Annotated in this window: 15 protein-coding genes; 8 read left to right on the top strand and 7 right to left on the bottom strand. The window is 74.3% G+C overall.

What is annotated here, in order from left to right; translation table 11 throughout:
* Positions 1 to 29 precede the first annotated feature (29 nt).
* From ABZ459_RS33205 to ABZ459_RS33195, 3 genes are read left to right on the top strand one after another with little or no spacing between them, the layout of a single operon-like run.
* Positions 30 to 1,181, top strand: a complete 1,152-nt coding sequence (locus ABZ459_RS33205; RefSeq protein WP_357978864.1) for an AAA family ATPase — start codon at positions 30 to 32, stop codon at positions 1,179 to 1,181.
* On the top strand, positions 1,178 to 4,720 hold the full coding sequence (locus ABZ459_RS33200; protein ID WP_357978862.1) for a DUF5682 family protein: 3,543 nt from the start codon (positions 1,178 to 1,180) through the stop codon (positions 4,718 to 4,720). The genes ABZ459_RS33205 and ABZ459_RS33200 overlap by 4 nt, the downstream gene beginning before the upstream one ends.
* Entirely contained in the window at positions 4,717 to 6,729 is a 2,013-nt protein-coding gene (locus tag ABZ459_RS33195) for a hypothetical protein (protein WP_357978860.1), read from the top strand. Before ABZ459_RS33200 ends, ABZ459_RS33195 begins: the two co-directional genes overlap by 4 nt.
* A 44-nt stretch (positions 6,730 to 6,773) precedes the next feature.
* On the opposite strand, the gene ABZ459_RS33190 is transcribed toward ABZ459_RS33195, so the two are convergent.
* The 5 genes from ABZ459_RS33190 to ABZ459_RS33170 form a co-directional block, all read right to left on the bottom strand.
* A complete protein-coding gene (locus ABZ459_RS33190; protein ID WP_357978858.1) occupies positions 6,774 to 8,990 on the bottom strand; it encodes an Hsp70 family protein in 2,217 nt (738 codons plus the stop codon).
* On the bottom strand, positions 8,987 to 9,361 hold the full coding sequence (locus ABZ459_RS33185) for a hypothetical protein (RefSeq protein WP_357978856.1): 375 nt from the start codon (positions 9,359 to 9,361) through the stop codon (positions 8,987 to 8,989). Before ABZ459_RS33185 ends, ABZ459_RS33190 begins: the two co-directional genes overlap by 4 nt.
* A gap of 67 nt (positions 9,362 to 9,428) precedes the next feature.
* Positions 9,429 to 10,577, bottom strand: a complete 1,149-nt coding sequence (glf, locus tag ABZ459_RS33180; protein WP_357978854.1) for a UDP-galactopyranose mutase — start codon at positions 10,575 to 10,577, stop codon at positions 9,429 to 9,431.
* Positions 10,574 to 11,212, bottom strand: coding sequence for a hypothetical protein (locus ABZ459_RS33175; RefSeq protein WP_357978852.1), 639 nt, complete (start codon positions 11,210 to 11,212; stop codon positions 10,574 to 10,576). The genes glf and ABZ459_RS33175 overlap by 4 nt, the downstream gene beginning before the upstream one ends.
* On the bottom strand, positions 11,209 to 13,005 hold the full coding sequence (locus ABZ459_RS33170) for a carbamoyltransferase C-terminal domain-containing protein (protein ID WP_357978850.1): 1,797 nt from the start codon (positions 13,003 to 13,005) through the stop codon (positions 11,209 to 11,211). The genes ABZ459_RS33175 and ABZ459_RS33170 overlap by 4 nt, the downstream gene beginning before the upstream one ends.
* A 199-nt stretch (positions 13,006 to 13,204) precedes the next feature.
* Between ABZ459_RS33170 and ABZ459_RS33165 the strand changes: the two genes are divergently transcribed.
* From ABZ459_RS33165 to ABZ459_RS33145, 5 genes are read left to right on the top strand one after another with little or no spacing between them, the layout of a single operon-like run.
* Complete coding sequence (locus ABZ459_RS33165; protein WP_357978848.1) at positions 13,205 to 14,146, top strand: glycosyltransferase family 2 protein; 942 nt, start codon at positions 13,205 to 13,207, stop codon at positions 14,144 to 14,146.
* Positions 14,143 to 15,345, top strand: a complete 1,203-nt coding sequence (locus ABZ459_RS33160) for an ATP-grasp domain-containing protein (protein WP_357978846.1) — start codon at positions 14,143 to 14,145, stop codon at positions 15,343 to 15,345. The genes ABZ459_RS33165 and ABZ459_RS33160 overlap by 4 nt, the downstream gene beginning before the upstream one ends.
* A complete protein-coding gene (locus tag ABZ459_RS33155; RefSeq protein WP_357978844.1) occupies positions 15,342 to 16,625 on the top strand; it encodes a hypothetical protein in 1,284 nt (427 codons plus the stop codon). Before ABZ459_RS33160 ends, ABZ459_RS33155 begins: the two co-directional genes overlap by 4 nt.
* Entirely contained in the window at positions 16,622 to 17,833 is a 1,212-nt protein-coding gene (locus tag ABZ459_RS33150; protein ID WP_357978842.1) for a hypothetical protein, read from the top strand. The genes ABZ459_RS33155 and ABZ459_RS33150 overlap by 4 nt, the downstream gene beginning before the upstream one ends.
* Entirely contained in the window at positions 17,830 to 19,128 is a 1,299-nt protein-coding gene (locus ABZ459_RS33145; protein ID WP_357978840.1) for a hypothetical protein, read from the top strand. The genes ABZ459_RS33150 and ABZ459_RS33145 overlap by 4 nt, the downstream gene beginning before the upstream one ends.
* Positions 19,129 to 19,158: 30 nt before the next feature.
* Here ABZ459_RS33145 and ABZ459_RS33140 read toward each other — a convergent pair whose 3' ends face one another.
* A complete protein-coding gene (locus ABZ459_RS33140) occupies positions 19,159 to 19,893 on the bottom strand; it encodes a glyoxalase (RefSeq protein ID WP_357978838.1) in 735 nt (244 codons plus the stop codon).
* A gap of 513 nt (positions 19,894 to 20,406) precedes the next feature.
* On the bottom strand, positions 20,407 to 21,471 hold the full coding sequence (locus ABZ459_RS33135) for an alkene reductase (protein ID WP_357978836.1): 1,065 nt from the start codon (positions 21,469 to 21,471) through the stop codon (positions 20,407 to 20,409).
* Positions 21,472 to 21,503: the final 32 nt, after the last annotated feature.

Below are 21,503 nucleotides of genomic sequence, written 5' to 3'. Positions count from 1 at the left end.
TCATCACCACACGAAGGACACGAAACCCCATGACCCTCACCGACGAGGCGACCCCCGCCACACAGGTGGTCTCCGCCGAGCAGCGGTACGCCACCGAACTGGCCTTCCTCGCCGCCCACGACGACGGCCCCCGCCCGCCCGGCTGGCTGCTGACGCCGCGCGCCGTCGTGACCTTCATCTGCGGCAGCGGCGAGGAGACGCTCTCCCTGCCCGCCCGCGACGGCCTGCCGTCCAGGCTCAAGGTGGCGGCCAAGTTCGTCGGCGAACGCGCGCTGGTCGAGCGCTGCGTCGTGACGCTCGCCGGCGAGCGCGGCCTGCTGCTGGTCGGCGAGCCCGGCACGGCCAAGTCGATGTTGTCGGAGCTGCTGGCCGCGGCGGTCTGCGGCACCAGCGCGCTCACCGTCCAGGGCACCGCCGGCACCACCGAGGACGCCTTCCGCTACGGCTGGAACTACGCGCTGCTGCTGGCCCAGGGGCCGAGCCGGGGCGCGCTGGTGGACTCCCCGGTGCTGACCGCCATGCGATCGGGGCGGGTGGCCAGGGTCGAGGAGATCACCCGCTGCCTGCCCGAGGTGCAGGACGCGCTGGTGTCCATCCTGTCCGACCGGCGGGTCAGCGTCCCCGAGCTGGCCGGCACCGGCGACGCGCAGGTGGTCGCCGTCCCCGGGTTCACGGTGATCGCCACGGCCAACCTCCGCGACCGCGGCGTGTCGGAGATGTCGGCCGCGCTCAAGCGGCGCTTCAACTTCGAGACCGTCGATCCCATCTCCGACGCCGCGGCCGAGACGTCCCTGGTGCGGCGGCAGGCCACGGCGGTCGTCCAGCGCGCCGGCGCCGGGTTCGCCGTGGACGACGCCGTGCTGGAGGCGCTGGTCACGGTCTTCCGCGACCTGCGTACCGGACGGTCCGGCGAGGGCTGGGACGTGGAGCGGCCGGGCACCGTGATGTCCACCGCCGAGGCGGTGCAGGTGGCGGCCTCGCTCGGCGTCGCGGCCGCGTACCTGCCGGGCGGGGACGTCCTCGACCTGGTGCCGGGCCACCTGCTGGGCGTCGTGCGCAAGGACGACCCCGCCGACCACGGACGGCTGCTCGGCTACTGGGACGGGCCGGTGCGGCGGCGCGCCGAGGACGGCTCGGCCATGTGGCGCCGCCTCTGGGACCTGCGGGAGAACCTCCGTTGATCCTCCATACGCCGGGCCCGATCGACCCGGCCGATTCGGCCGATCCGCGGGTGGCGGTGGCCGGGCTGGCCGCCGCGACCCGGCCGTACCTGGTGGGGGTGCGGCACCACAGCCCGTCCCTCGCCGTGGTGCTGCCCGAGCTGCTGGAGGCGGCCGACCCGGAGACGGTGTGCGTCGAGCTGCCCGCCGACTTCCAGCAGTGGCTGCCCCACCTGGCCGACCCGGCCACCGTCGCCCCGGTCGCCCTGGCCGGGAACGGCGCGGACGGGCTCGGCTTCTACCCGTTCGCCGACTTCTCCCCTGAGCTGGTGGCGATCCGGTGGGCGGTCAAGCGTGGCGTGGAGGTGCTGTGCTGCGATCTCCCGCTGTCGGACCCGGGCCGGCTGGCCGCCGGGCCCGAGGCCGAGGCCGACGGCGCGCCCCGCTTCGCCGACGCGCTGGCCGCCTCGGGCACCGGGCGGGCGGGCGACGACATGTGGGACCGGGCCGTCGAGGTCCTGGCGCCGGGTTGCGAGCCGGAGGCCGTCCGCCGGGCCGCGCTCGGCGTCGGCTGGGCGCTGCGGCGCGACGCGGCGGCGGGCGGCGGCGTCCAGGCCAGGGACCTGGCACGGGAGGCGCACATGCGGCGCGTGGTGTCCGCCGCCGCGGCCGGTGGACGCCGGGTCGCCGCGGTCGTGGGCGCCTTCCACGCCCCCGCCCTGCTCCTCGCCGCCGAGTCCATCGAGCCCGCCGCCGCCGCGGCCCCCTCCGCCGGGCCGCCGGCCGTCACCTCCCTGGTGCCGTACGCCTTCGACCTGCTCGACTCCCGGTCCGGCTACCCGGCCGGGATCCGCGACCCGCGCTGGCAGCAGGCGGTGTTCGAGGCGGACGGCGTACCGGACCGGGTCAGGGACGGCGCCGCCCGCGCGATCACCGACCTGTGCAGGGAGCTGCGGGCCGCCGGGCACACGGCGGGCACCGGCGAGGCCGTCGAGACGCTGCGCCTGGCGTGCGACCTCGCCCGCCTGCGCGGCCTGCCCGCCCCCGGCCGTGGCGAGCTGCTGGAGGCGGTGACGACCGTCCTCGGCCAGGGCGAACCCCTGGGCCGCGGACGCGCGCTGGCCAAGGCGCTCGACACGGTGTTCGTCGGGACGGCCAGGGGCCGCACCGCCCCCGGCACCCCCCGCTCGGGCCTCGGCCCGGCCGTCGAGGAGGAGCTGGCCGCGCTCAGGCTGCCCTGCCCGGACGACCCCGAGCCGCGCGAGGTACGCCTCGACCCGCTCCGCTCCGATCTGGACGCGCGCCGGGAGGTGCTGCTGCGGCGGCTGCACGTCTGCGGCGTCGGCTACGGCGAGCCGATCCAGGTCGCGGGCACCGGCGACGCCACCGCGCTCAGCACCAAATGGCGCCTGTCCTGGACGCCCGCCGTCCCCGCGCTGCTGGACCTGGCCGGCGTCCGGGGCGTGACCGCGGCCCAGGCGGCGGCGGGCACGCTGCGCGAGACCTACCGGCGCGAGTCCGCGGACGGCGGGCCCACCTGCCGCACCATCCTCGACGGGCTGCGCGCCGCCGCCCGCTGCGACCTGCCGGAGCTGGTCGGGCAGCGGCTGGCCGACGCCGCCGGCACGCTGCCCGCCACGGCCACCCTCCCCGAGCTGCTCGACGCCCTCGACCTGCTGGAGGCGCTGCGCCGCGAGCACCTTCCCGGCACCACGCCGGAGGGGCGCGAGCAGGCGGGCGAGCTGGCCGTCACGCTGCTGGAGGCCGCGGTCCGGTCGTTGCCCGGACTCGCGGGCAGCGACCGGCCCGAGGACGCGGTCGCGCTGGTCGCGCTCGCCACGCGGGCCGGGGAGGACCGGCTGGGCCTGCGGCTGGACGACGCGCTGGGCGCGCTGGCGAGCACCGGGGCGCCGCGCGTCCAGGGGGCCGCGCTGGCCGCCCGCCTGCTGCTCGACCTGGACGGCCCCGAGCTCCTGGGCGCGCGGGCGGCCGGCTGGATCGACACCGCCACCACCCCCGACGGCCGCCGCCGGCTGAGCCTGCTGCTGACCGGCGTGCTCACGGCCGCCGGGCCGCTGCTCCAGGCGGCGCCCGCCGCGCTCGGCCCGCTGATGGACCGGGTGGACGAGCTGGCGGACAAGGAGTTCCTCGACCGGCTGCCCGCCCTGCGCGGAGGGTTCGACACGCTCGCCCCGGCGGCGCGCGGCCGGCTGCTGGCGGCGGTGTCCGAGCGGCTCGGGGACCGTCCGGACCTCACGCTCGACGCGCCGCCCGACCTGCTGGCCGCCTGGACCGCCGCCGACCTGGCCGGCCTGACGGCCCTGCGCACCCTCGGCCTCCTCACCCCGCACGACGCCCCGGCCTCGTATGACGGTCCGGTCCCGCCGGTGCCGTCGGTGTCCGGGCGCCGGGAGGAGGGCGGGCGCCGGGCGGAGGGCGGGCCGCGGATCGGCCCCGCCGACCGGTGGCGGCTGCTGCTCGGACGGGAACGCGAACGGCTTCCCGCCGGCGCCCGCCCGTACGCCCGCGCCCTGGACGAGCTCTACGGCGCCGGCCGCGGCGAGGGCGCCGACGACTTCGAGCGGCAGGGCGACACCGGAGGCCAGGGCGACCCGTTCCCCACGGCCCGCGAATGGGCCGACGAACTGGAGTCCCTGTTCGGCGGCGACGTACGCGAGGAAGTGCTGGCCAGGGCCGCCGACGCCGGACGGCACGACGTGCTGGCCGAGCTGGACCCCGCCGCGGTGCGGCCGTCCGTCGAGCTGCTGACGTCCGTGCTGTCCCTGGCCGGCGGGCTGCCCGAGCAGCAGGTCGCCAAGCTCAGGCCGCTCGTCCGCCGCCTGGTCGCCGAGCTGACCCGCGAGCTGGCGACCCGGCTGAGACCCGCGCTGACCGGCCTGGCCAACCCGCGCCCGACCAGAAGGCCCGGCGGCCGGCTCGACCTGCCGCGCACACTGCGCGCCAACCTGGCCCACACCCGCCGCCTCGACGACGGGCGGCTCGTGGTGGTGCCGGAACGGCCGGTGTTCAGCACGCGGGCCAGGAAGGAGGCCGACTGGCGGCTGATCCTCGTGGTCGACGTGTCGGGGTCGATGGAGGCCTCGGTCGTGTGGTCCGCGCTGACCGCCGCCGTCCTCGCGGGCGTGCCGACGCTCTCGACGCACTTCCTGACGTTCTCCACCCAGGTGATCGACCTGACCGACCGGGTGGAGGACCCGCTGTCCCTGCTGCTCGAAGTGCGGGTCGGCGGCGGCACGCACATCGCCGCCGGGCTCGCGCACGCCCGGACCCTGGTCACCGTGCCGAGCCGTACGCTCGTGGTCGTCGTCAGCGACTTCGAGGAGGGCTACCCGGTGGGCGGCCTGCTCGCGGAGGTGCGCTCGCTGGCCGGGTCCGGCGTCCACCTGATGGGCTGCGCGGCGCTCGACGACCAGGGCGTGCCCCGATACTCGCTGCCCATCGCCCAGCAGCTCGTCGCGGCCGGCATGCCGGTCGCCGCGCTCAGCCCGCTCGCCCTCGCCCGCTGGGTGGGGGACCGCCTCCGGGGAGAAGTCCGGTGAACACCTCTGCAACGCTCCCGCCCGCCGCGCCGCACCTGGTGGCCGCCGCCGTCGACGGCCTGACCAGCAGGTTGCGCAAGAAGCTGGACGCGGCCGTCGGCCAGTACGCCGCCCTCGACCGGGTGGCCGACGGCGCCGACGTGGTGGTCACGTGCGGCGAGGACGCGGTGGTCACGCTGTCGCCGGGGCCGTCGGGGGTGATCGCGGAGGAGGGGCAGGCCCGCTGCTCCTGCCTCCTCGCGCCCCGCTGCCTCCACCGCGCCGCCCTCCTCACCGCCTGCCCCCTGGCCGACCCGGCCGACACCCTGCCCCCGGACGACGAGACGGACACGCCCCCGTCACCGCCCGGCCGACCGGACACGCCCTCCGCTGACGGACATCCCACCCGGGCAACCGCGGAACCCGCCCGGAGACCGGACGCCGACCAGGCGGGTGCCGCGTCCGGCTCAGGGGCCGGACATGTGGGCGCCGGATCTGGACGGGACTCGGGGGAGGCGGTCGTTCCGGGCGCGGCGCAGGTGGCGGCGGCCGCGGGGTTGTGGCGGGCGGCGGCCGCCGTGCTGTCGGCGGGTGTGCCGGGCGCGGGCGCGGTGCCGCAGGCGGAGCTGCTCAGAGCCGCCCACACCGCCCGCCTGGCCGGGCTGCCCAAGGCCGAGGCCGCCACGCTGCGGGTGGTGCGCGGGCTGCGCGCCGCCCGCGCCCGGTACGACGGCCACCGGCTCGCCGACCTGGTCTCCGCCCTGCGGGAGCTGCTGCTCACCGCGGGCCGGCTGGCCGCGTCCGATCCCGACCCGGCGCTGGTCGGCACCGTACGGCGCGGCTACCGTCCGAACGGCGGCCTGAAGGTGTACGGCGTCTTCCGCGAGCCCGTGATCAGCAGCACCGGCTACGGCGGGGTGGTCACCCACCTCGTCACCGACGACGGACGCTGGTTCTCGGTGGCCGACGTCAAGCCCGGTGGCCCCGCCCGTGCCCGTGGCGCGGCCACCGCGACCGTCGCCATCGGGGCGGCCATGATGAGCCACGCGCAACTGGCCCGCGGCGGACTGCTGATCGCCGGGGCCACCGTCTCCCCGGACGGCCGCCTCGGCGCCGGCAAGGGCGTACGGGCCACCCCGGTCACCGGCCTGGCCTGGACGGACGGGCCGCTCGGCGCGCTGTTCGCCAGGCCGCTGTCCGAAGCGGTGGGGGACCGGCTGGCGGCGGGGGCGTGGAGCGAGGAGGAGTCGGCCGAGCAGGTACGGGAGCCGGTCGGCTGCGACCTGGTGATCGTCGGCGCGGCGGGCGACCACGTCCTGGCCCGCCACCTCCCGCCCACCGGCCCGCCGCAACCGGCGGAAGCCGGGGGAGCGGTGGAGGCCGGGGGAGAGGCGATGGGCGGTGAGGGGCCGGTGGTCCGGCTGGTTCCGGCGAACCGTCATCCCGATCTCGGGTACGTCGAGAACCTGCGACGGCTCGCCTCGCGGCCCGGCCTGCGGGTGCGCGTGGTGGCCAGGGTCGAGCCGGGCCGGGCGGCGACGCTCGTCCCGCTCGCCGTGGGGCCGGTCGCGGGGGAGGAGGCGACGCTGAGGCTGCCCGCCGAGTGGCAGGGGCGGGCCGACCTCGGCTACGACCGCCTCCAGGGCTCGCACCTGCCGCCCGCCGACGCCTGCCCCCCGCCCGGCCAGGACGCGTACGCCGAGGTGGACCCGCTGGACGGCGCGCCGCTCTGGCGGGTGCGTCGGCTGGTCGAGCTGGCCGTGTCCGGCGGACGCCGGGCGGTCGCCGAGTCCGCGCGCGGCGGCGACGCACGGGGGCAGGCCGCGTCCCTGCGCCGCGCCGGGTTCCGCACGGCCGCCGACCTGGCCGTCGCGCTCGCCGACGAGGCCGACCGGCGTGAACGTGACGTGTTCGGCAGGCTGTCCGAGGCCGAACCGGACGGGTACGCACGGGCCTGGCTCGCGGCGGCGACACACCTGGCCGCCACCGAACGCGCCCTCGTCCGCACCTCCTGGCAGGCCACCCCCTGAAGAACCGGCGACCGGCCCGCTCCCTCAGGGCGCGGGCCGGTCGGTCAGCCGGGGTGGCGGGTCACCGGGAGGGGGATGCCGGTCGCCGCCTCCCGGGCCGTGACGGTGAAGGTCAGGTGGGCGTCCACGCCGAACGTCACCTCGATCCGCGGCTCCCCGCGCCGGGCGGCGGGGATGCCGCCCACCATGTACGTCCCCAGCACCGCGTTGAGCGCGGCCGTGGCCTGCTCGCCCTCGTAGACCTCGACCCGCAGGGACGACTGGTCGTCGGCGGTCGTGGTGAACGTGACCATCCGCTCGACCGGGACCGGGCTGTCGCGCTCGATGACCTTCCGCAGCACGCCGCCCTTGCCCCGCAGGCCGAGCGTCACCGGGGTCAGGTCGGCCTTGAGCACGCTCGCCTGCCGCGCCGCGCCGATGGAGGCGACCTCCGCGGGGCTCAGCCCCATGAGCGGGGTCATGCCGCCGGACAGCTCGGTGACCAGCGCCGTCACGGCGGGCATCCGGCTCGCGCCGCCGGCCAGCACCACGTGCGCGAGGTCGGTCACCTTGAGCCCGGAGTCCTGGAGCGCCCCCCGGAACGGCCCCCGCAGCCGGACGAGCAGGTCGGCGGTCAGGCTCTGGAACTCCCGCCGGGTCACGGTCGCGTCCAGGTGGAGCGGGCCCTGCCGGCCCGAGGCGAGGTAGGGCAGGTTGACCTCCGCCCTCTGTGCGGCGCTCAGCTCGATCTTCACCCGCTCCGCGGCCTCGCGCAGCCGCTGGAGCGCCATCCTGTCGCCGGTCAGGTCGACGCCGTTGGTCTCCCTGAACCGTCTGGCCAGCTCGTCCGCGATCCGCTGGTCCCAGTCGTCGCCGCCGAGCCGGTTGTCGCCGTGGGTGGCCAGCACCTCGACGTAGCCGTCCCCGATGTGCAGCACGGACACGTCGTAGGTGCGGCCGCCGAGGTCGAAGACCAGGATCGACCGGTTCTGCTCCGCGTCGAGCCTGTACGCCAGCACCGCCGCGGTCGGCTCGTTGATCAGGCGCAGCACGTTGAGCCCGGCCAGCGTGCCGGCCTCGGTGACGGCCTGGCGCCGGGCGTCGTCGAAGTAGGCCGGGACCGTGATCACCGCGTCGGTGACCCGCTCGCCCAGGTAAGCCTCGGCGTCCTGCTTCAGCCGGCCCAGCACGAGCGCGCCGACCCGGGGCGCGGAGTACCTTGAGCCGTCGATGGCCACCGACCAGTCGGTGCCCAGCTCCATGACGATCGAGCGCACGGTCCGTTCCGGGTTGGTGACGGCCTGCCGCTTGGCGACCTGCCCGATGATGACCTCGCCGTCCTTGGCGAAGGTCACCACGGACGGTGTGGCCCGCGCGCCCTCGGGGCCGGGGATGACGACGGGCTCGCCGTCCTCGACGACGGTGACGACGGAGTTGGCCGCGCCGAAGCAGATGCCGACCGCCCGGCCCGTCCGGCGGGCGGCCCCGGCCAGGCGGATCCCCGGCGGCGGGGCGGGGGCGGCCCGGGGGCTCCGGGGCGGCGTGCGGGGCGGCTCCGGCCTGTTCCGCACGAGCGGCAGCTCGTCGGCCGCGCCGGCCTGGCTGTACTCGGGCAGCGGCAGCCGCCGGTCGAGCAGCCGGTAGCGCAGCGCGCGGGTGACGTCCCCGATGGACAGGTCGGCGGGCCCGGCGGGGACGCCGTCCTGGAGGATCTTGAGCAGCTCGCCGGTGAAGGCGGTGTGGCGCTCGCCGGGCGGCGCGAGCGACAGGGTGTCCCTGGCCGAGGAGGTCAGGACGTACGCGCTGGTCGTGTCGATCAGCCCGCGCAGGGCCGGCCCGCTCATCCCGTGCGCCATGCCGCTGTAGCAGCAGTCGAGCACGACCACTGCGCGGGGCGCGCGGCGCTCGCGGATGATCTCCCGGATGACCGAGAACCGCACGCCGCCGATCCGCAGCCGGTCGGGCCGGGTGGTGGCGATCGGCAGCAGCAGGTCGTTCTCGGTCTTCTCGCCGTGGCCGGAGTAGTAGATGAAGACGGTGTCGGCGGCCTCGGTCGCCGCGTCGTGGATGAGGTCGAGGACGTGGTCGGAGCTGGCCGGGTCGATGAGCTGCGCGCAGTGGTCGCCCCGCAGGCCCCACGAGCGCGGGCCGGTGAGCACCTCGGCCAGGTCCGTGACGTTGGCCCGCACCGCCGGCAGGGCCGGCCACATGACCTGGTCGGTGTACGTCGTCGTGCCGACGAGGACGGCCCGGCAGCGGGCCGGGTCGGGCCAGGCGCTCATGGGGCGGGAGGCTCCAGCATCTCGGCCAGTTGCCGGGCCACCTCCATCACCTTGGCCGGGTCCCTGGCCGCCTCCACGGTCAGCTCCAGCGTGCGCTCGCCGTGGCTGACCTTGATCGTGAAGCTGTGGCGCCGCGTCCTGAGCCACCCGGCCAGCGCCTGGACGATCGAGACGCCCAGCCCCCCGGACGCGGCCGAGACCGCCAGCAGGAGGGCGTCGGCGGTGCCGTTCATCGCCCCGGGCTCGGGCGGGCCGAGGAGCGGCCGGATCTCCATCCCCCGGAAGGCGCCGTCGCCGCGGAGCTGGCGCTCCAGGGAGGAGAGGGCGGGGGCGGTCGGCGTCTCGCCGTCGAGGCGCACGATTACCTGCATGGCAGAAGTGTGGCCCGCACTCCGGTCCGGCACAACCGTCCGGCCGCCGATCCGCCGGAGGGCGCCCCTACTCGGGGGTGTGGGCGGTGAAGCGGGGGCGCAGGCGGTTCTCGTACAGGGTGAGGGCGGCGGCGATGGCCATGTGCATGTCGAGGTACTGGTAGGTGCCCAGGCGCCCGCCGAACCAGACGTCCCGCTCGCCCTTGGTCAGGTCGCGGTACCGGCGCAGCCGGGCACGGTCCTGCGGCGTGTTGATCGGGTAGTACGGCTCGTCGGCCCGGCCGGCGAACCGCGAGTACTCACGCATGATCACGGTGGCGTCGGACGGGTACCAGGTGCGTTCGGGATGCAGGTGGCGGAACTCGTGGACGCGCGTCCACGGCAGGTCCTCGTCGGCGTAGTTGATCACCGACGTGCCCTGGAAGTCGCCGGTCGGCAGCACGGACGTCTCGAAGTCGAGCGTCCGCCAGCCCAGCTCGCCCTCGGCGTAGCCGAAGTAGCGGTCCAGCGGCCCGGTGTAGACGACGGGCACCGCACCGGCCAGGCTCTCCCGCAGGTCGAAGAAGTCGGCGCCGAGCCGGATCTCGATGTTGGGATGGTCTGCCATGCGTTCCAGCCAGGCGGCGTACCCGTCGGTGGGCAGGCCCTGGTAGAGGTCGTCGAAGTAGCGCCCGTCGAAGGTGTACCGCACCGGCAGCCGGCCGATGATCTCGGCGGGCAGCTCGGCCGGGGCCGTCTGCCACTGCTTGGCGGTGTAGCCCCGGATGAACGCCTCGTACAGCGGCCGGCCGATCAGCGAGATCGCCTTCTCCTCCAGGTTGCCGGCGCTGGTCACCTCGGCGGCCTGCCGGGCGACCAGGTCGCGGGCCTCGTCGGGGCTGAGGTGGCGGCCGAAGAAGGCGCAGATCGTGCCCAGGTTGATGGGCATCGGGTAGACCTGCCCCTTGTGCACCGAGTAGACCCGGTGCTCGTACGGCGTGAACGACGTGAACCTCTGGGCGTACTCCCACACGCGCGCGTTGGACGTGTGGAACAGGTGCGACCCGTACCGGTGGACCTCGATGCCGGTCTGCGGCTCGCGCTCGCTGTAGGAGTTGCCGCCGACGTGGTCCCTGCGCTCCAGCACCAGCACGCGCAGCCCCAGCTCGGTCGCGCACCGCTCGGCCACGGTCAGCCCGAACAGGCCGGAGCCCACGACGACTAAGTCGGCGTTCATGCGGCCGCGGGGACGAGCCGGTCGAGCCATCGCCGCACGGGCAGCGCCAGCACGACCCCGGCCAGGGCGAGGTGGACGAGGAAGAAGATCACCGCCACGGCGACGCTGGGCGGCCCGCCGACGAACACCGCGATGTGGGAGGCCCACGTCAGCGTGCCGGGCCGGCCCTGCGGCCAGTCACCGAGCAGCCACATCGACAGGTCGTTCAGCCCGGAGATCACGATCAGGACACTGGCGAGCCCGACCTTCACCACGCGGTCGGAGCGCGCCCCGCCCAGCCGGTAGGCGAACAGCACGGCCAGCACGGTGAAGGAGTTCATGAAGAGCATGAACTGGTAGAGCTCCGGGAAGGCGGCCTTCTGGTCGGCGGACTCGGCGTACGAGAAGATGTGCAGCACGTTGACCGTGTCCAGCACGCCCATGTACCCCACGACCAGCGCGCACATCAGCGCCATCCCCAGCCCAGGACGCCGGGGGAACCCGGCCACGGCCAGCACCGCGAACACCAGCGGGCTGACCTTCCACAGGGCTTCGAGCGGGTTGTCCAGAGTACGGTCGGGCGGCAGGATCACCATGATCAGGGTGGCCGCCCCGGCGCCCAGAACCGCGGGCGCCAGCCACAACCAACGCCTCAATGAACGACCTTCTCCGTGAAGAACGGTCCCAGGGCCAGGGCGTCCATGTCGGTCTTGAGGTAGCAGCGCACGGCGTCCTCAGGGGTGCACACGATGGGCTCCTCGTTGTCGTTGAACGAGGTGTTGACCACCATGGGCACGCCGGTCAGCTCGGCGAAGCGGGAGATCATCGCGTGGTAGCGCGGGTTGTCGGCCGCCGAGACCGTCTGGACGCGGGCGGTGCCGTCCTCGTGCGTGATCGCCGGCACCTTGTCACGCTGGTGCTCCAGCACGTCGAACACGAGCAGCATGACGGGCGAGGGGTAGCCGCTGGCGAAGTACTCGCCGGCGTGCTCGGCCAGGCAGGAGGGCGCGAAGGGACGGAACGGCTCGCGGTGCTTGACCTTCTCGTTGAGCCGGTCCTTGGCGTCGGCGCGGCGCGGGTCGGCCAGGATCGAGCGGTTGCCGAGCGCGCGCGGCCCGCACTCCATGCGGCCCTGGAACCAGCCGACGATCTTGCCGTCGGCCAGCGCCTGCGCCGTCGTGTCGTTGATGTCCTCGGTACGCCGGTAGTCGAGGCCGGCGTCCTGGAGCGCCCGCTCCATCTCCTCCTCGCCGAACTGCGGGCCGAGGAAGATGTACTCCTCGTCGCGCGGGCGGCGCATGCCGTACTTCTCCACGCCCAGCAGCAGCGCCGCACCCAGTGCCGAGCCGTCGTCGGCGGCGGCGGGCTGGGCGAAGAAGTCCTCGAACGGCGTCTCCAGCAGGATGCGGCCGTTCATGACGCTGTTCAGCGCGACGCCGCCGGCGGTGACCAGGCGGGTCTGCCCGGTCTTGGCCTGCAGCCAGCGCGCCACGTGCAGGCCGGTGCGCTCCAGCGTGGCCTGCAGCGCGTACGCGACGTCGGCGTAGTGCTGGTTGGGGATGGCGCGCTCGCGCGGCCTGGCCGGGCCGAAGCGCGCCAGGAACTTCGACGACATCTGGTGCTTGCCGGTGGCGTGGTGCCGGAACCAGCTCAGGTCCAGCTCGAAGTGGCCGTCGGGGCCCAGTCGGACCAGGTCGGCGAAGTCGTCCACGTAGCGGTCGGTGCCGTACGCGGCCAGGCCCATGACCTTGCCCTCGTCCCGGGTGGGGTTGAAGCCGAGGTAGCCGGTGACGCCGGCGTACATGGCGCCCAGCGAGTGCGGGAACTTGATCCGGCGGATGTCGTGGATCCGGCCGCCCTTGCCCAGCCCGAGGTAGGTGGAGGTGCCGTCGCTGCCGATGCCGTCCCAGGTGATGATCGCCGACTCCTGGTACGGCGAGATGAAGAAGGCGCTGGCGGCGTGGGCGCGGTGGTGGTCCATCAGGTGGACCTTGAACTTGGTCCGGCCCCGGAAGTTCTGCGACTCGCGCAGGATCTTCTCCAGCGTGAACCCGCGCCGCAGGTGCAGCAGCAGCGCGCCGCCCACGTTGTAGTCGTCCGGGTGGGCCTGGCCCTTCTGGTCGGACAGCGTCTCCAGCAGGCCGCTGGCCTTGTCGCCGTAGTCGCCGGCGTCGTTGCGGAAGACGGCCAGGGTCTGAGGCAGGTGCCGGGCGAAGTGGGTGAGCGCGTGCAACGTCTCACGGGGCGCCTGCCAGTAGTAGGCGACGTGGTCGACGTCGGCCAGCGTGATGCCGGCCTCCTCCAGGCAGTAGCGCACGGCCTGCGCGGGAAACCGGCCGTCGTGCTTGACCCTGGTGAACCGCTCCTCCTCGGCGAAGGCCACGATCTTCCCGTCGGCCACCAGGGCCGCCGCCGAGTCGTGGACCTGGCTGATGCCGAGCACAAACATGAATGCCCCCTGACAATGCGCATGACCCAGCGGCCCCGCGTCGGAGAACTTCCTAACAAACCGGCCGGAAAGAAATCAATACCTATCTTTTTTCTGACACGTGCCGATATATTCCGCAACCGGGGTCGTAGCCGGGTGGGAATGCCCGGGCCCTGTCACGGGGTGAACCGGGGTTGATACACGTGGTGAAGACCGTTCCATGAATGAACATCCGCTTCCGGTTCCGCCGGACGGCCTGGCACTCACCGTGGTCGTTCCGTGCCTGAACGAGGCCGACAACATCCCTGACACCTATCGCGAAATCGCAGACGCGCTGGGTGACCAGGGCGAACTCGAAATACTCTTCGTCGACGACGGCAGTACGGACGACACGCTCGCGCGCATTCGCGTGATCGCCGAGAGTGACAATCGTGTGTCGTTCATATCGTTGTCCAGGAATTTCGGCGTCGAGGCCGCCTTCTCGGCCGGTTATCGGTATGCCCGCAACCCGTGGGTGCTGCATCTGGACGCCGACCTGCAGTTCCCGCCCACCGAGGCCAAGCGGCTGATCGAGCGGGCGGCCGACGGGTACGACGCGGTGTTCGGCATCCGCGTGGACCGCAAGGACCCCTGGCCGCGGCGGACCGCGTCGATCGTGCACGACTGGCTGGCGCGGCGGCTGCTGGGCATCGAGATCCCGCCGCGCGCCACGACGTTCCGCCTGGTCCGTACGGAGATCGCGCGCCGGATCGTGGACCTGCGGCTCGGCACGCCGTACTTCCTGGCCACGCTGCCGCGCCTGACGCGCGCCTGGACGACCGTGCCGACCGCGCACCGGCCGCGGGTGCACGGCTCGTCCAAGGTGACCGTGCGCGGGCTGGCCAGGCACTCGCTGGACCTCTTCTTCGGCTTCTCGTCGCGGCCCATCTCGGCCGCGGTGTGGGCGGGCCTGATCGGCCTGCCCGTGGCGCTGCTGGCCGGGATCACCGGCAGCGCGCTGCTGTTCGGGCTGGCGCTGGCCGCCGCCCTGTTCGGGCTGACCATGATGGCCCGCACGCTTCTGCACATCTCTCGCGGTCAGGCCCGTCCGCCGCTGTTCCTCGTACGGGAGGCCAACGTGCCGGTCGATTCCGCTGACCTGCTCGCCGGGAGGCTCACGTGACCGGCGCCCGCCGCACCATCGCGGTCCTCGGCGGCGCGGACGGCGCCATCAGCACCATCCGCGCCGCGGCCCGCCTCGGCGTGCGCACGATCTGCGTGGACATGCGGGCCGACGCCCCCGGCGTCGCGCACGCCGACGAGTTCCTCGACCTCAGCACCCGCGACGTGCCGCGGGTCGCGCGGGCCCTGGCCGAGCGCGACGACCTGGCCGGCGTGGTCTCCCCGGCCAGCGACGTCAACCTGCCCTCGCAGCTCGCCCTGGCCGCCCGGCTCGGCCTGCCGTGCGGGCTGTCGGAGGGCGCGGTGCGCGGCTCGGTCGACAAGGGCTGGTTCCGCGCGATGTGCGCCCGGCTCGGCCTGCCCGGCCCCCGCCACGTGAGCGGCGCCGCGGAGGACGTGCTGCGCGATGCCCCTGAACTGGGCTTCCCGCTCATGGTCAAGCCGGTGGACTCCTCCGGCAGCCGCGGCGTGTCGCTGTGCCGCGCGCCGGACGAGCTGCCCGAGGCCGTGGGGCTGGCCAGGGAGTGGTCGCTGTCCGGCCGCGTCGTGGCCGAGGAGTTCCTGGAGGGCGCCCACTACACGGCCGAGGCGTTCGTGATCGGCGGCAAGGTGGCGCTGATCGGCCTGGCCGAGCGGGAGCTGACCCCGCCGCCGCTGTTCATCACCGTCCAGCACACCATGCCGGGCCCGGACCACGTCACCGACGCCGTGCGCCCGATGCTCGACGCGGTCTGCGCCGAGACCGGGCTGCGCGAAGGGCCGCTCAGCGCCGACGTGCTGGTCACCGGGACGGGCGAGGTCGTGCTCGTCGAGATGGGCGCCCGCCTGGGCGGCAACGGCCTGGCCGAGCTGCTGGGCCTGGTCCACGGCGTGGACGTGGTCGAGCAGTACGTGTTGGCGGCCATGGGCGAGACGCCGTCCCTGACCCCGGCGGCGACCCGGTACGGCGCGGTCCGCGTGCTCGGCGCGGAACGCGACGGGAAGCTGGTCCGGGTGCACGGCGAGGAGCAGGTCAGGGCGCTGCCCGGCGTCGTCGACCTGGTGCTGGCCGCCGCCCCCGGCGACCACGTGGAGCGCTACACGCGGGCGGGCGCCAAGCTCGGCTACCTGACCGCCGCCGCCTCCGGCCGGGACGCCCTGGCCGGCGTGCTGGCCGAGGCCACCGGGCTGCTCCGCTTCGAGATCGGGGACGGCCTGTGAGCCATGGACTGGGCGTCGCCGTGCGGGAGGTGCGGCACGTCGTGGACGCCTTCCGCGCCATCCGCCGCCCGCGCGCCGAGACCGACCGGCTCACCCTCGACGGCCTGCGCGACCTGCTCGCCTTCGCCCGCGCGCACGTGCCGCACTACGCCGACCCGCGCTACGACGTGCCCCTGCGCAGCCTGGCCGACCTGGCCGAGCTGCCGATCCTGGACAAGGCCACCGTGCTGGACGGCGACCTGTCCCGCTTCCACACGCCCGGCCTGGGCGCCAAGGACTACCGGCTGGACCGTACGAGCGGGACCACGGGCCGCGTCCTGGAGGTCCGGCACGACGTGGCCGCCTACGGCTACCACGGCGCGACCATCTTCCGCCGCTTCCTGCTGTCGGGTTACCGGCCGTGGTGGCGGATCGCGCACATCAAGCCGTTCCCCCGCCCGCTGCGCTGGTTCCAGCGGCTCGGCCTGTTCCCGCGCACGGTCATCGGCGCCGGGCAGGGCGACGCGAAGATCCTGGCCGACGTGCTGAAGGTGCGCCCGCACCTGATCATGGGCTATCCGGTGGTGCTGCGCGGGCTGCTGCGCGCCGCCTCCCCCGCCGACGTGGCCCGGCTGCGGCGCACGCTGCGCATGGTCATGACCGATTCCGAACTGCTCACCGACGAGGTGCGCGAGCTGCTGACGAACGGCTTCGGCGTCCCGGTGTACGACGAGTACTCGGCCTACGAGGTGCTGACCGTCTCCACCCAGTGCGACCGGGGCGCGATGCACGTGGACGAGGACCGCGTCCGCCTGGAGATCGTGGACGACGACGGCGCGCCCGTGCCCGACGGCCAGGACGGCGCGGTCGTGGTGACCCACTTCAGGGAACGGGCGATGCCGCTGATCCGCTACCGCCTGGGCGACCGCGGCATGATCGTGCCGGGGGAGTGCGGCTGCGGCAACCGGTTCGTGCGCATGCGGGTGACCGGCGGCCGGTCCGACGACTACATCACCTTCCCCGGCGGCCACCGCGTCTACACGGCCACGTTCCTGTCGCTGGCCATGTGGACGCCCGGCGTGGCCGAGAGCATGGTCCGCCAGGACGCCGACGGCAACGTCACCGTCCACCTGGTCCCCGAGGCGGGCCGGGACTTCGACGAAGTGGCCGCGGCCTACCGGAACGGCCTGGCCAAGCAGGTGGGCGGCCCGGTCGAGGTGCGCTTCGAGCAGGCCGAACGGGTCACGCTCACCCCCGGCGGCAAGGGCAGGTTCGTCGAGTCGGCCCAGGCCGGCCCGTGACCGTGAGCCTGCGCCGCAGGCCGCCGCCACGCCTCGTGGCGGTGACGGCGGCCCTGTTCGCCGGGCGCGGCGCGTTCCGCGCCGCCCTGTGGACCGCCAACCTGGTGCTGCTCGGCCTCTGGGGCGCCGACGAGTTCGCCCTGTACGCCACCGCCAACGGCGTGTCGGGCTGGCTGCTGGCGCTGACGTCCAGCGGCATCGAGAAGGCGGCGCTCGCGCTGGTGCCGCGGCGCGGCGGGCAGACGCTGCGGCCGCTGTTCATGCTGCTGGCGGCCACGCCGTTCGCGCTGGCCGTGCCCGTGTGGCTGGCCCTGGCGGCGGCCGACCCCGGCGGCGCGCCCGCCCGGTACGCGGCGGCCGCCGCCTACGCCTGCGGGCTGGGCTGCTGCGCGGTCATGGCGGCGCTGAACCGGCTGCGCGGGCGGGCGCGGGCCGACGTGTTCGCCTACCTGACGCTCGCCGTCGCGCAGGCGTCCGGCGTCGGGCTGGTGGCCCTGACCGGGATGCGGGCCAACGCGCTGCTGGCCCTGCACGTCGGCGTGCTGGTCGTGCTGAACGCCGTGCTGGCGGCCGGGCTGATCCGCGGGCGCTCCGGCAAGGCGGACAAGGGCGCCTACCGGCCGGCCGTACGCGCGGCGGCGCTGCTCAGCGTCGGCGAGGTGACCGCCGTCGCGGCCACCTCGGTGACGTTCGCGTACTTCGCGCACCTGGACGACGCGCAGAAGACCAGCGTCTTCTACGTGTGGTCGGTGGCGCTGTCCGTGGTCGTGATGGGCGTGTCCTACCTGCTGCGCATCCTCCAGCCGCGGGTGGCGGTCTGGATCGAGGGCACGGGCGAGGCCGGCGCCCGCCGGATGGCGCGGCGCATCCTCGCGCCCGCCGTGCCGGCCGGCGCCCTGGCGGTGGTCGTGCTCGGGGTGGTGCTGGCGGGCGGCCAGCGGGGCATGGTGGCGACCGGCGCCGTGCTGCTGGCCGAGGCGGCGCTGACGGTGGCCGTGCTGCCCGCGTTCCTGCTGGTGGAGAACACCGACGACCGGGGACGGCGGCTGGCCGCGGTGGCCGCGTGCCTGCAGTTCGTGGTGGTCGCCGCCGCCGGTTGGTTCCTGGTGCCCGCCGCCGCGGCGTTCGGCGCGCTGCTGGCGTACTGCGCGGGCGAGGTGGTCAAGGGCGGCGTCATGCTGGCCACGCTGAAGAAGGAGACCTCATGAAGGGCTTGCCCAGCACGATCCCGGTGGTGCCGGTGGTGCGGAACCTGTACCTGGCGCGCTCGCGGGACCGGATGGACCCGGCCCGGCTCCAGGTCGTGCAGGACCGGCTGCTGACGGGGCTCGTCCGCCACGCGCACGCCAACGTGCCGTACTACCGCCGCGTGCTCCCGGCCGACGCCGTGGCGGCGCTGTCCACCGCCGCCGACCTGGCCGCCCTGCCGATGCTGGACCGGACGACGCTCCGGGACCTGCCGCCCGCCGAGCTGATGGCCGCCGGGTTCACCCCCGACAACACCCGCGAGGCGCCCACCAGCGGGTCCTCGGGCGTGCCCATCCGCCCCTTCTACTCCGAGGGCGACCTCGGCTACCTGCGTGCCACCTACCTCCAGGACCTGCTGGCCTCGGGCCTGCGTCCCTGGGACCGGATCGGCTACTTCCGGGTGGGCGAGTTCCGGCCGCACCGGCTGCAGCGGCTCGGCCTGGCCCGTACGGTCCACGTCAACACCAGCCGGAGCCTGGATGAGCAGGTCGAGGCGTTCCTGCGCGGACGGCCGACGTTCCTGTGGGGCTTCCCCGGCTGCATCGTCACCCTCGTCGACGAGCTGCGCCGCAGGAAGATCGCCTACCGTGGCGTGCACACCGTCATCTTCGCCGGTGAGACGCTCACCCCCGAGGCCCGCGAGCACGTGCTGAACTACTTCGGGGCGCGCGGCCACGAAGTGTACGCCTCGGTGGAGGCGTACACGATCGGCCGCACCTGCCCCGAGGGCGCGATGCACCTGCGCTCGGCCGACGTGGTGGTGGAGGTGCTGCACGACGACGGCAGCGTGTCGCTGGCCGACGGCGAGGGCGAGGTCCTGGTGACCCGGCTGCACGCCGAGGCGATGCCGCTGATCCGCTACCGGCTCGGCGACCGCGTGCTCATCGAGCCGGACGACTGCCCGTGCCGCGCCTTCCACACCCCGATCATCCGCCGGATCCAGGGACGGACCGAGGACCGCGTGGTGGCCGCCGACGGGCGCACGGTGCACGCCAACTTCCTCACCAACCCGGCCGTGATGCCGACGGCGGGCGTGCGCGGCGTGCAGGTGCTCCAGTACCGGCCGGGCGCGGTGGAGATCCTGCTGGTGCCCTCGCCGTCGGCCCCCGCCGACCTGGCCGGGCGGATCCGCGACGCCGTGGCCGCCGTCGCCACGGACTTCGAGGTGACCGCGCGCACGGTGGACAGCATCACCCCGGAGCCCAACGGCAAGGTGCGGATGGTCAAGATCATGCACAACACCCCCGCCTCCTGACGGCGGCCGTTCGCCGCGGGTCTTCCGCCGTCAGCTCGGTCCGAGCCATTCGCGCAGGTCGGCGAGGTGGCCGAGTTCGGACTCGACGCGCCGCCTGTCGTCGGGGGTGAGCTCGGTGCCGCGCAGGTCGGCCAGCCACGGCTCGGCCGGCTCGCCGAGCGCCGTGGCGAGATCGGCCAGGTGGCACAGGGCGATGGCCCGCTCGGCCGCCGGAGCCTGCGGGCCGTGCCTGCGCACGGCCGACTTGAGCGCCCGGTAGGCCTGCAGGTCGTCGTTCTTGAACTCGCGCAGGATCCGGGCGTTGTCGAGCGCCTTGGCCAGCCCCGTCAGCTTCGTGGAGCCGCCGTACTCCAGCTCGGCCGGCTCGTCCCGCTGGATGAACATGATCGAGTTCCCGGACGGGTCCATCAGCGTGAACCTGGACGCGCCGGGCCGGTAGCGGGTGATCCGCGGCAGGCCCGAGCTCAGCACCTTGCCGTAGGCCCGGCGCATGGCCGCGACCAGCGCGGCGTGGTACGGCGCCACGGCGTCGACCAGGACCAGGCACGCCCCGGTCGCCTCCCGGGCGGGGTCGAGCCCCTTCGGCGCGGGGCCGAAATGCAGGTCGAATCCGCTCCAGCGCATCGCCAGGTAGACGTAGGGACGGGTCTGCCGGTGGGTGACGGTGAACCCGAGCGCCTCGAAGAACTCCAGGGTCTGCTCGGGAGCGGGGCAGGGCAGCACCGGAACCGTCGTCTCGTTGGGACGGATCGCGGGCTCGGACATGGATTCCACCTTTCGGGTCATCCGACGATGCTGGCATCCATGACGGCCTCTCGCATGTGGATCGTTCCACGACGGTTCCGCGACCCCACCCGCCTGAATACCGGTGCGGGATTGACCGAACAATGCGCTTTTCCCGGCTTATTCGAATAGCGGCCGGGCGGAGGTTAATTTCCGGCGGTCCGCCCGCCCCGAATTCGCCGAAGAATTGTTTCCCTTGGTTCATGCGCGGGACAAAGAATAAGCGGGTCCGCTCCGGGAAAAGAAGCGCCGATCACGTTTCGGTGACTCCGGCGGGTGGAGGCGCGCATCGAGCCTGGTGGAGTCCCGTTCGCGGATGTCCCGGCGAATCGCCGCCGGAGCGTGGGGGGCGGACCTTCCTTGACACCGCCTCCGACGGCCTTCTCCGCATGGAGGCCACTTTATCGGCCGACCGAAATTCCGGCCGGACGCATCCTTGAAGATCAAAAAGGACGGCGTCGCCTGATCAGGTCCGCCCCCCCCACGACCGGCCGGTCAGACGGGCAGGGCCGGGTAGTCGGTGTAGCCCGCGGCGTCGCCGCCGTAGAAGGTGGCCGCGTCCGGGGCGTTGAGCGGCGCGCCGGTCGCCAGACGGCGGGGCAGGTCGGGGTTGGCGAGGAAGAGCCGGCCGAAGGCGATCAGGTCCGCGGTGCCGTCCTCGATCAGCGCGAGGTCCTCCGGGCCGGTCGGGCGGTCGCCGGTGTGCGGGTTGAGGACGAGCGGGCCGGGGAAGAGCCGCCGCAGGGCGCGCGTCAGCTCCCGGTCGGCGGCCTCCATGACGTGCAGGTACGCCAGCCCCAGCCCGGACGTCCGGCCCAGCAGCTCCTCGTAGACCGGCCGCGGGTCGGGCTCGTGCATGTCGTTGTTCGGCATCCCGGGCGAGATCCGCAACGCGGTGCGGTCGCCGCCGATCGCGCCGGCCACGGCGGAGACGACCGCCACGGCGAACCGGGCGTGCCCGGCCGCCGAGCCACCCCAGCCGTCGGTGCGCCGGTTGGTGCCGGGGGCGAGGAACTGGTGGATCAGGTAGCCGTTGGCGCCGTGCACCTCCACGCCGTCGAAGCCGGCCTCGACGGCGTTGCGGGCGGCGTCCGCGAAGTCGGCGACGGTCCGCTCGATCTCGGGCTCCGTCAGCTCGCGCGGGGTGACGAACTCCTTGACGCCGTCGGGGGTGAAGAGCTGCCCGCGCGCGGCCACCGGCGACGGCGCGACGGGGACCGCCCCCTCGGGCAGCAGCACCGGATGGCCGATCCGGCCGGTGTGCAGGAGCTGGGCGAAGATCTTCCCGCCCGCCGCGTGCACCGCGCCGGTGACCTCGCGCCAGGCGGCGACCTGCGCGGCGCTGTGCAGGCCGGGCGTGAAGGGATAGCCCTGGCCGATCACCGACGGCTGGACGCCCTCCGTGACGATCAGCCCGGCGGAGGCGCGCTGGGCGTAGTACTGCGCGGTCAGGCTCGTCACCAGGCCGTCGCGGGCGCGGCTGCGGGTCATCGGGGCCATGACGATCCGGTTGGCCAGCTTCGTGCCGCCCACGGCGATCGGATCGAAGGCGATGGACATGGAGGTCTCCTTGCTGGAAGGGGTGGGGTTGC

Origin of the sequence: Nonomuraea sp. NPDC005692 (genome assembly GCF_040631115.1) — a bacterium.
GTDB lineage: Bacteria > Actinomycetota > Actinomycetes > Streptosporangiales > Streptosporangiaceae > Nonomuraea.
The sequence above is the reverse complement of the archived record's forward strand: the minus strand, read 5'-3'. Positions and strand labels throughout refer to the sequence as shown.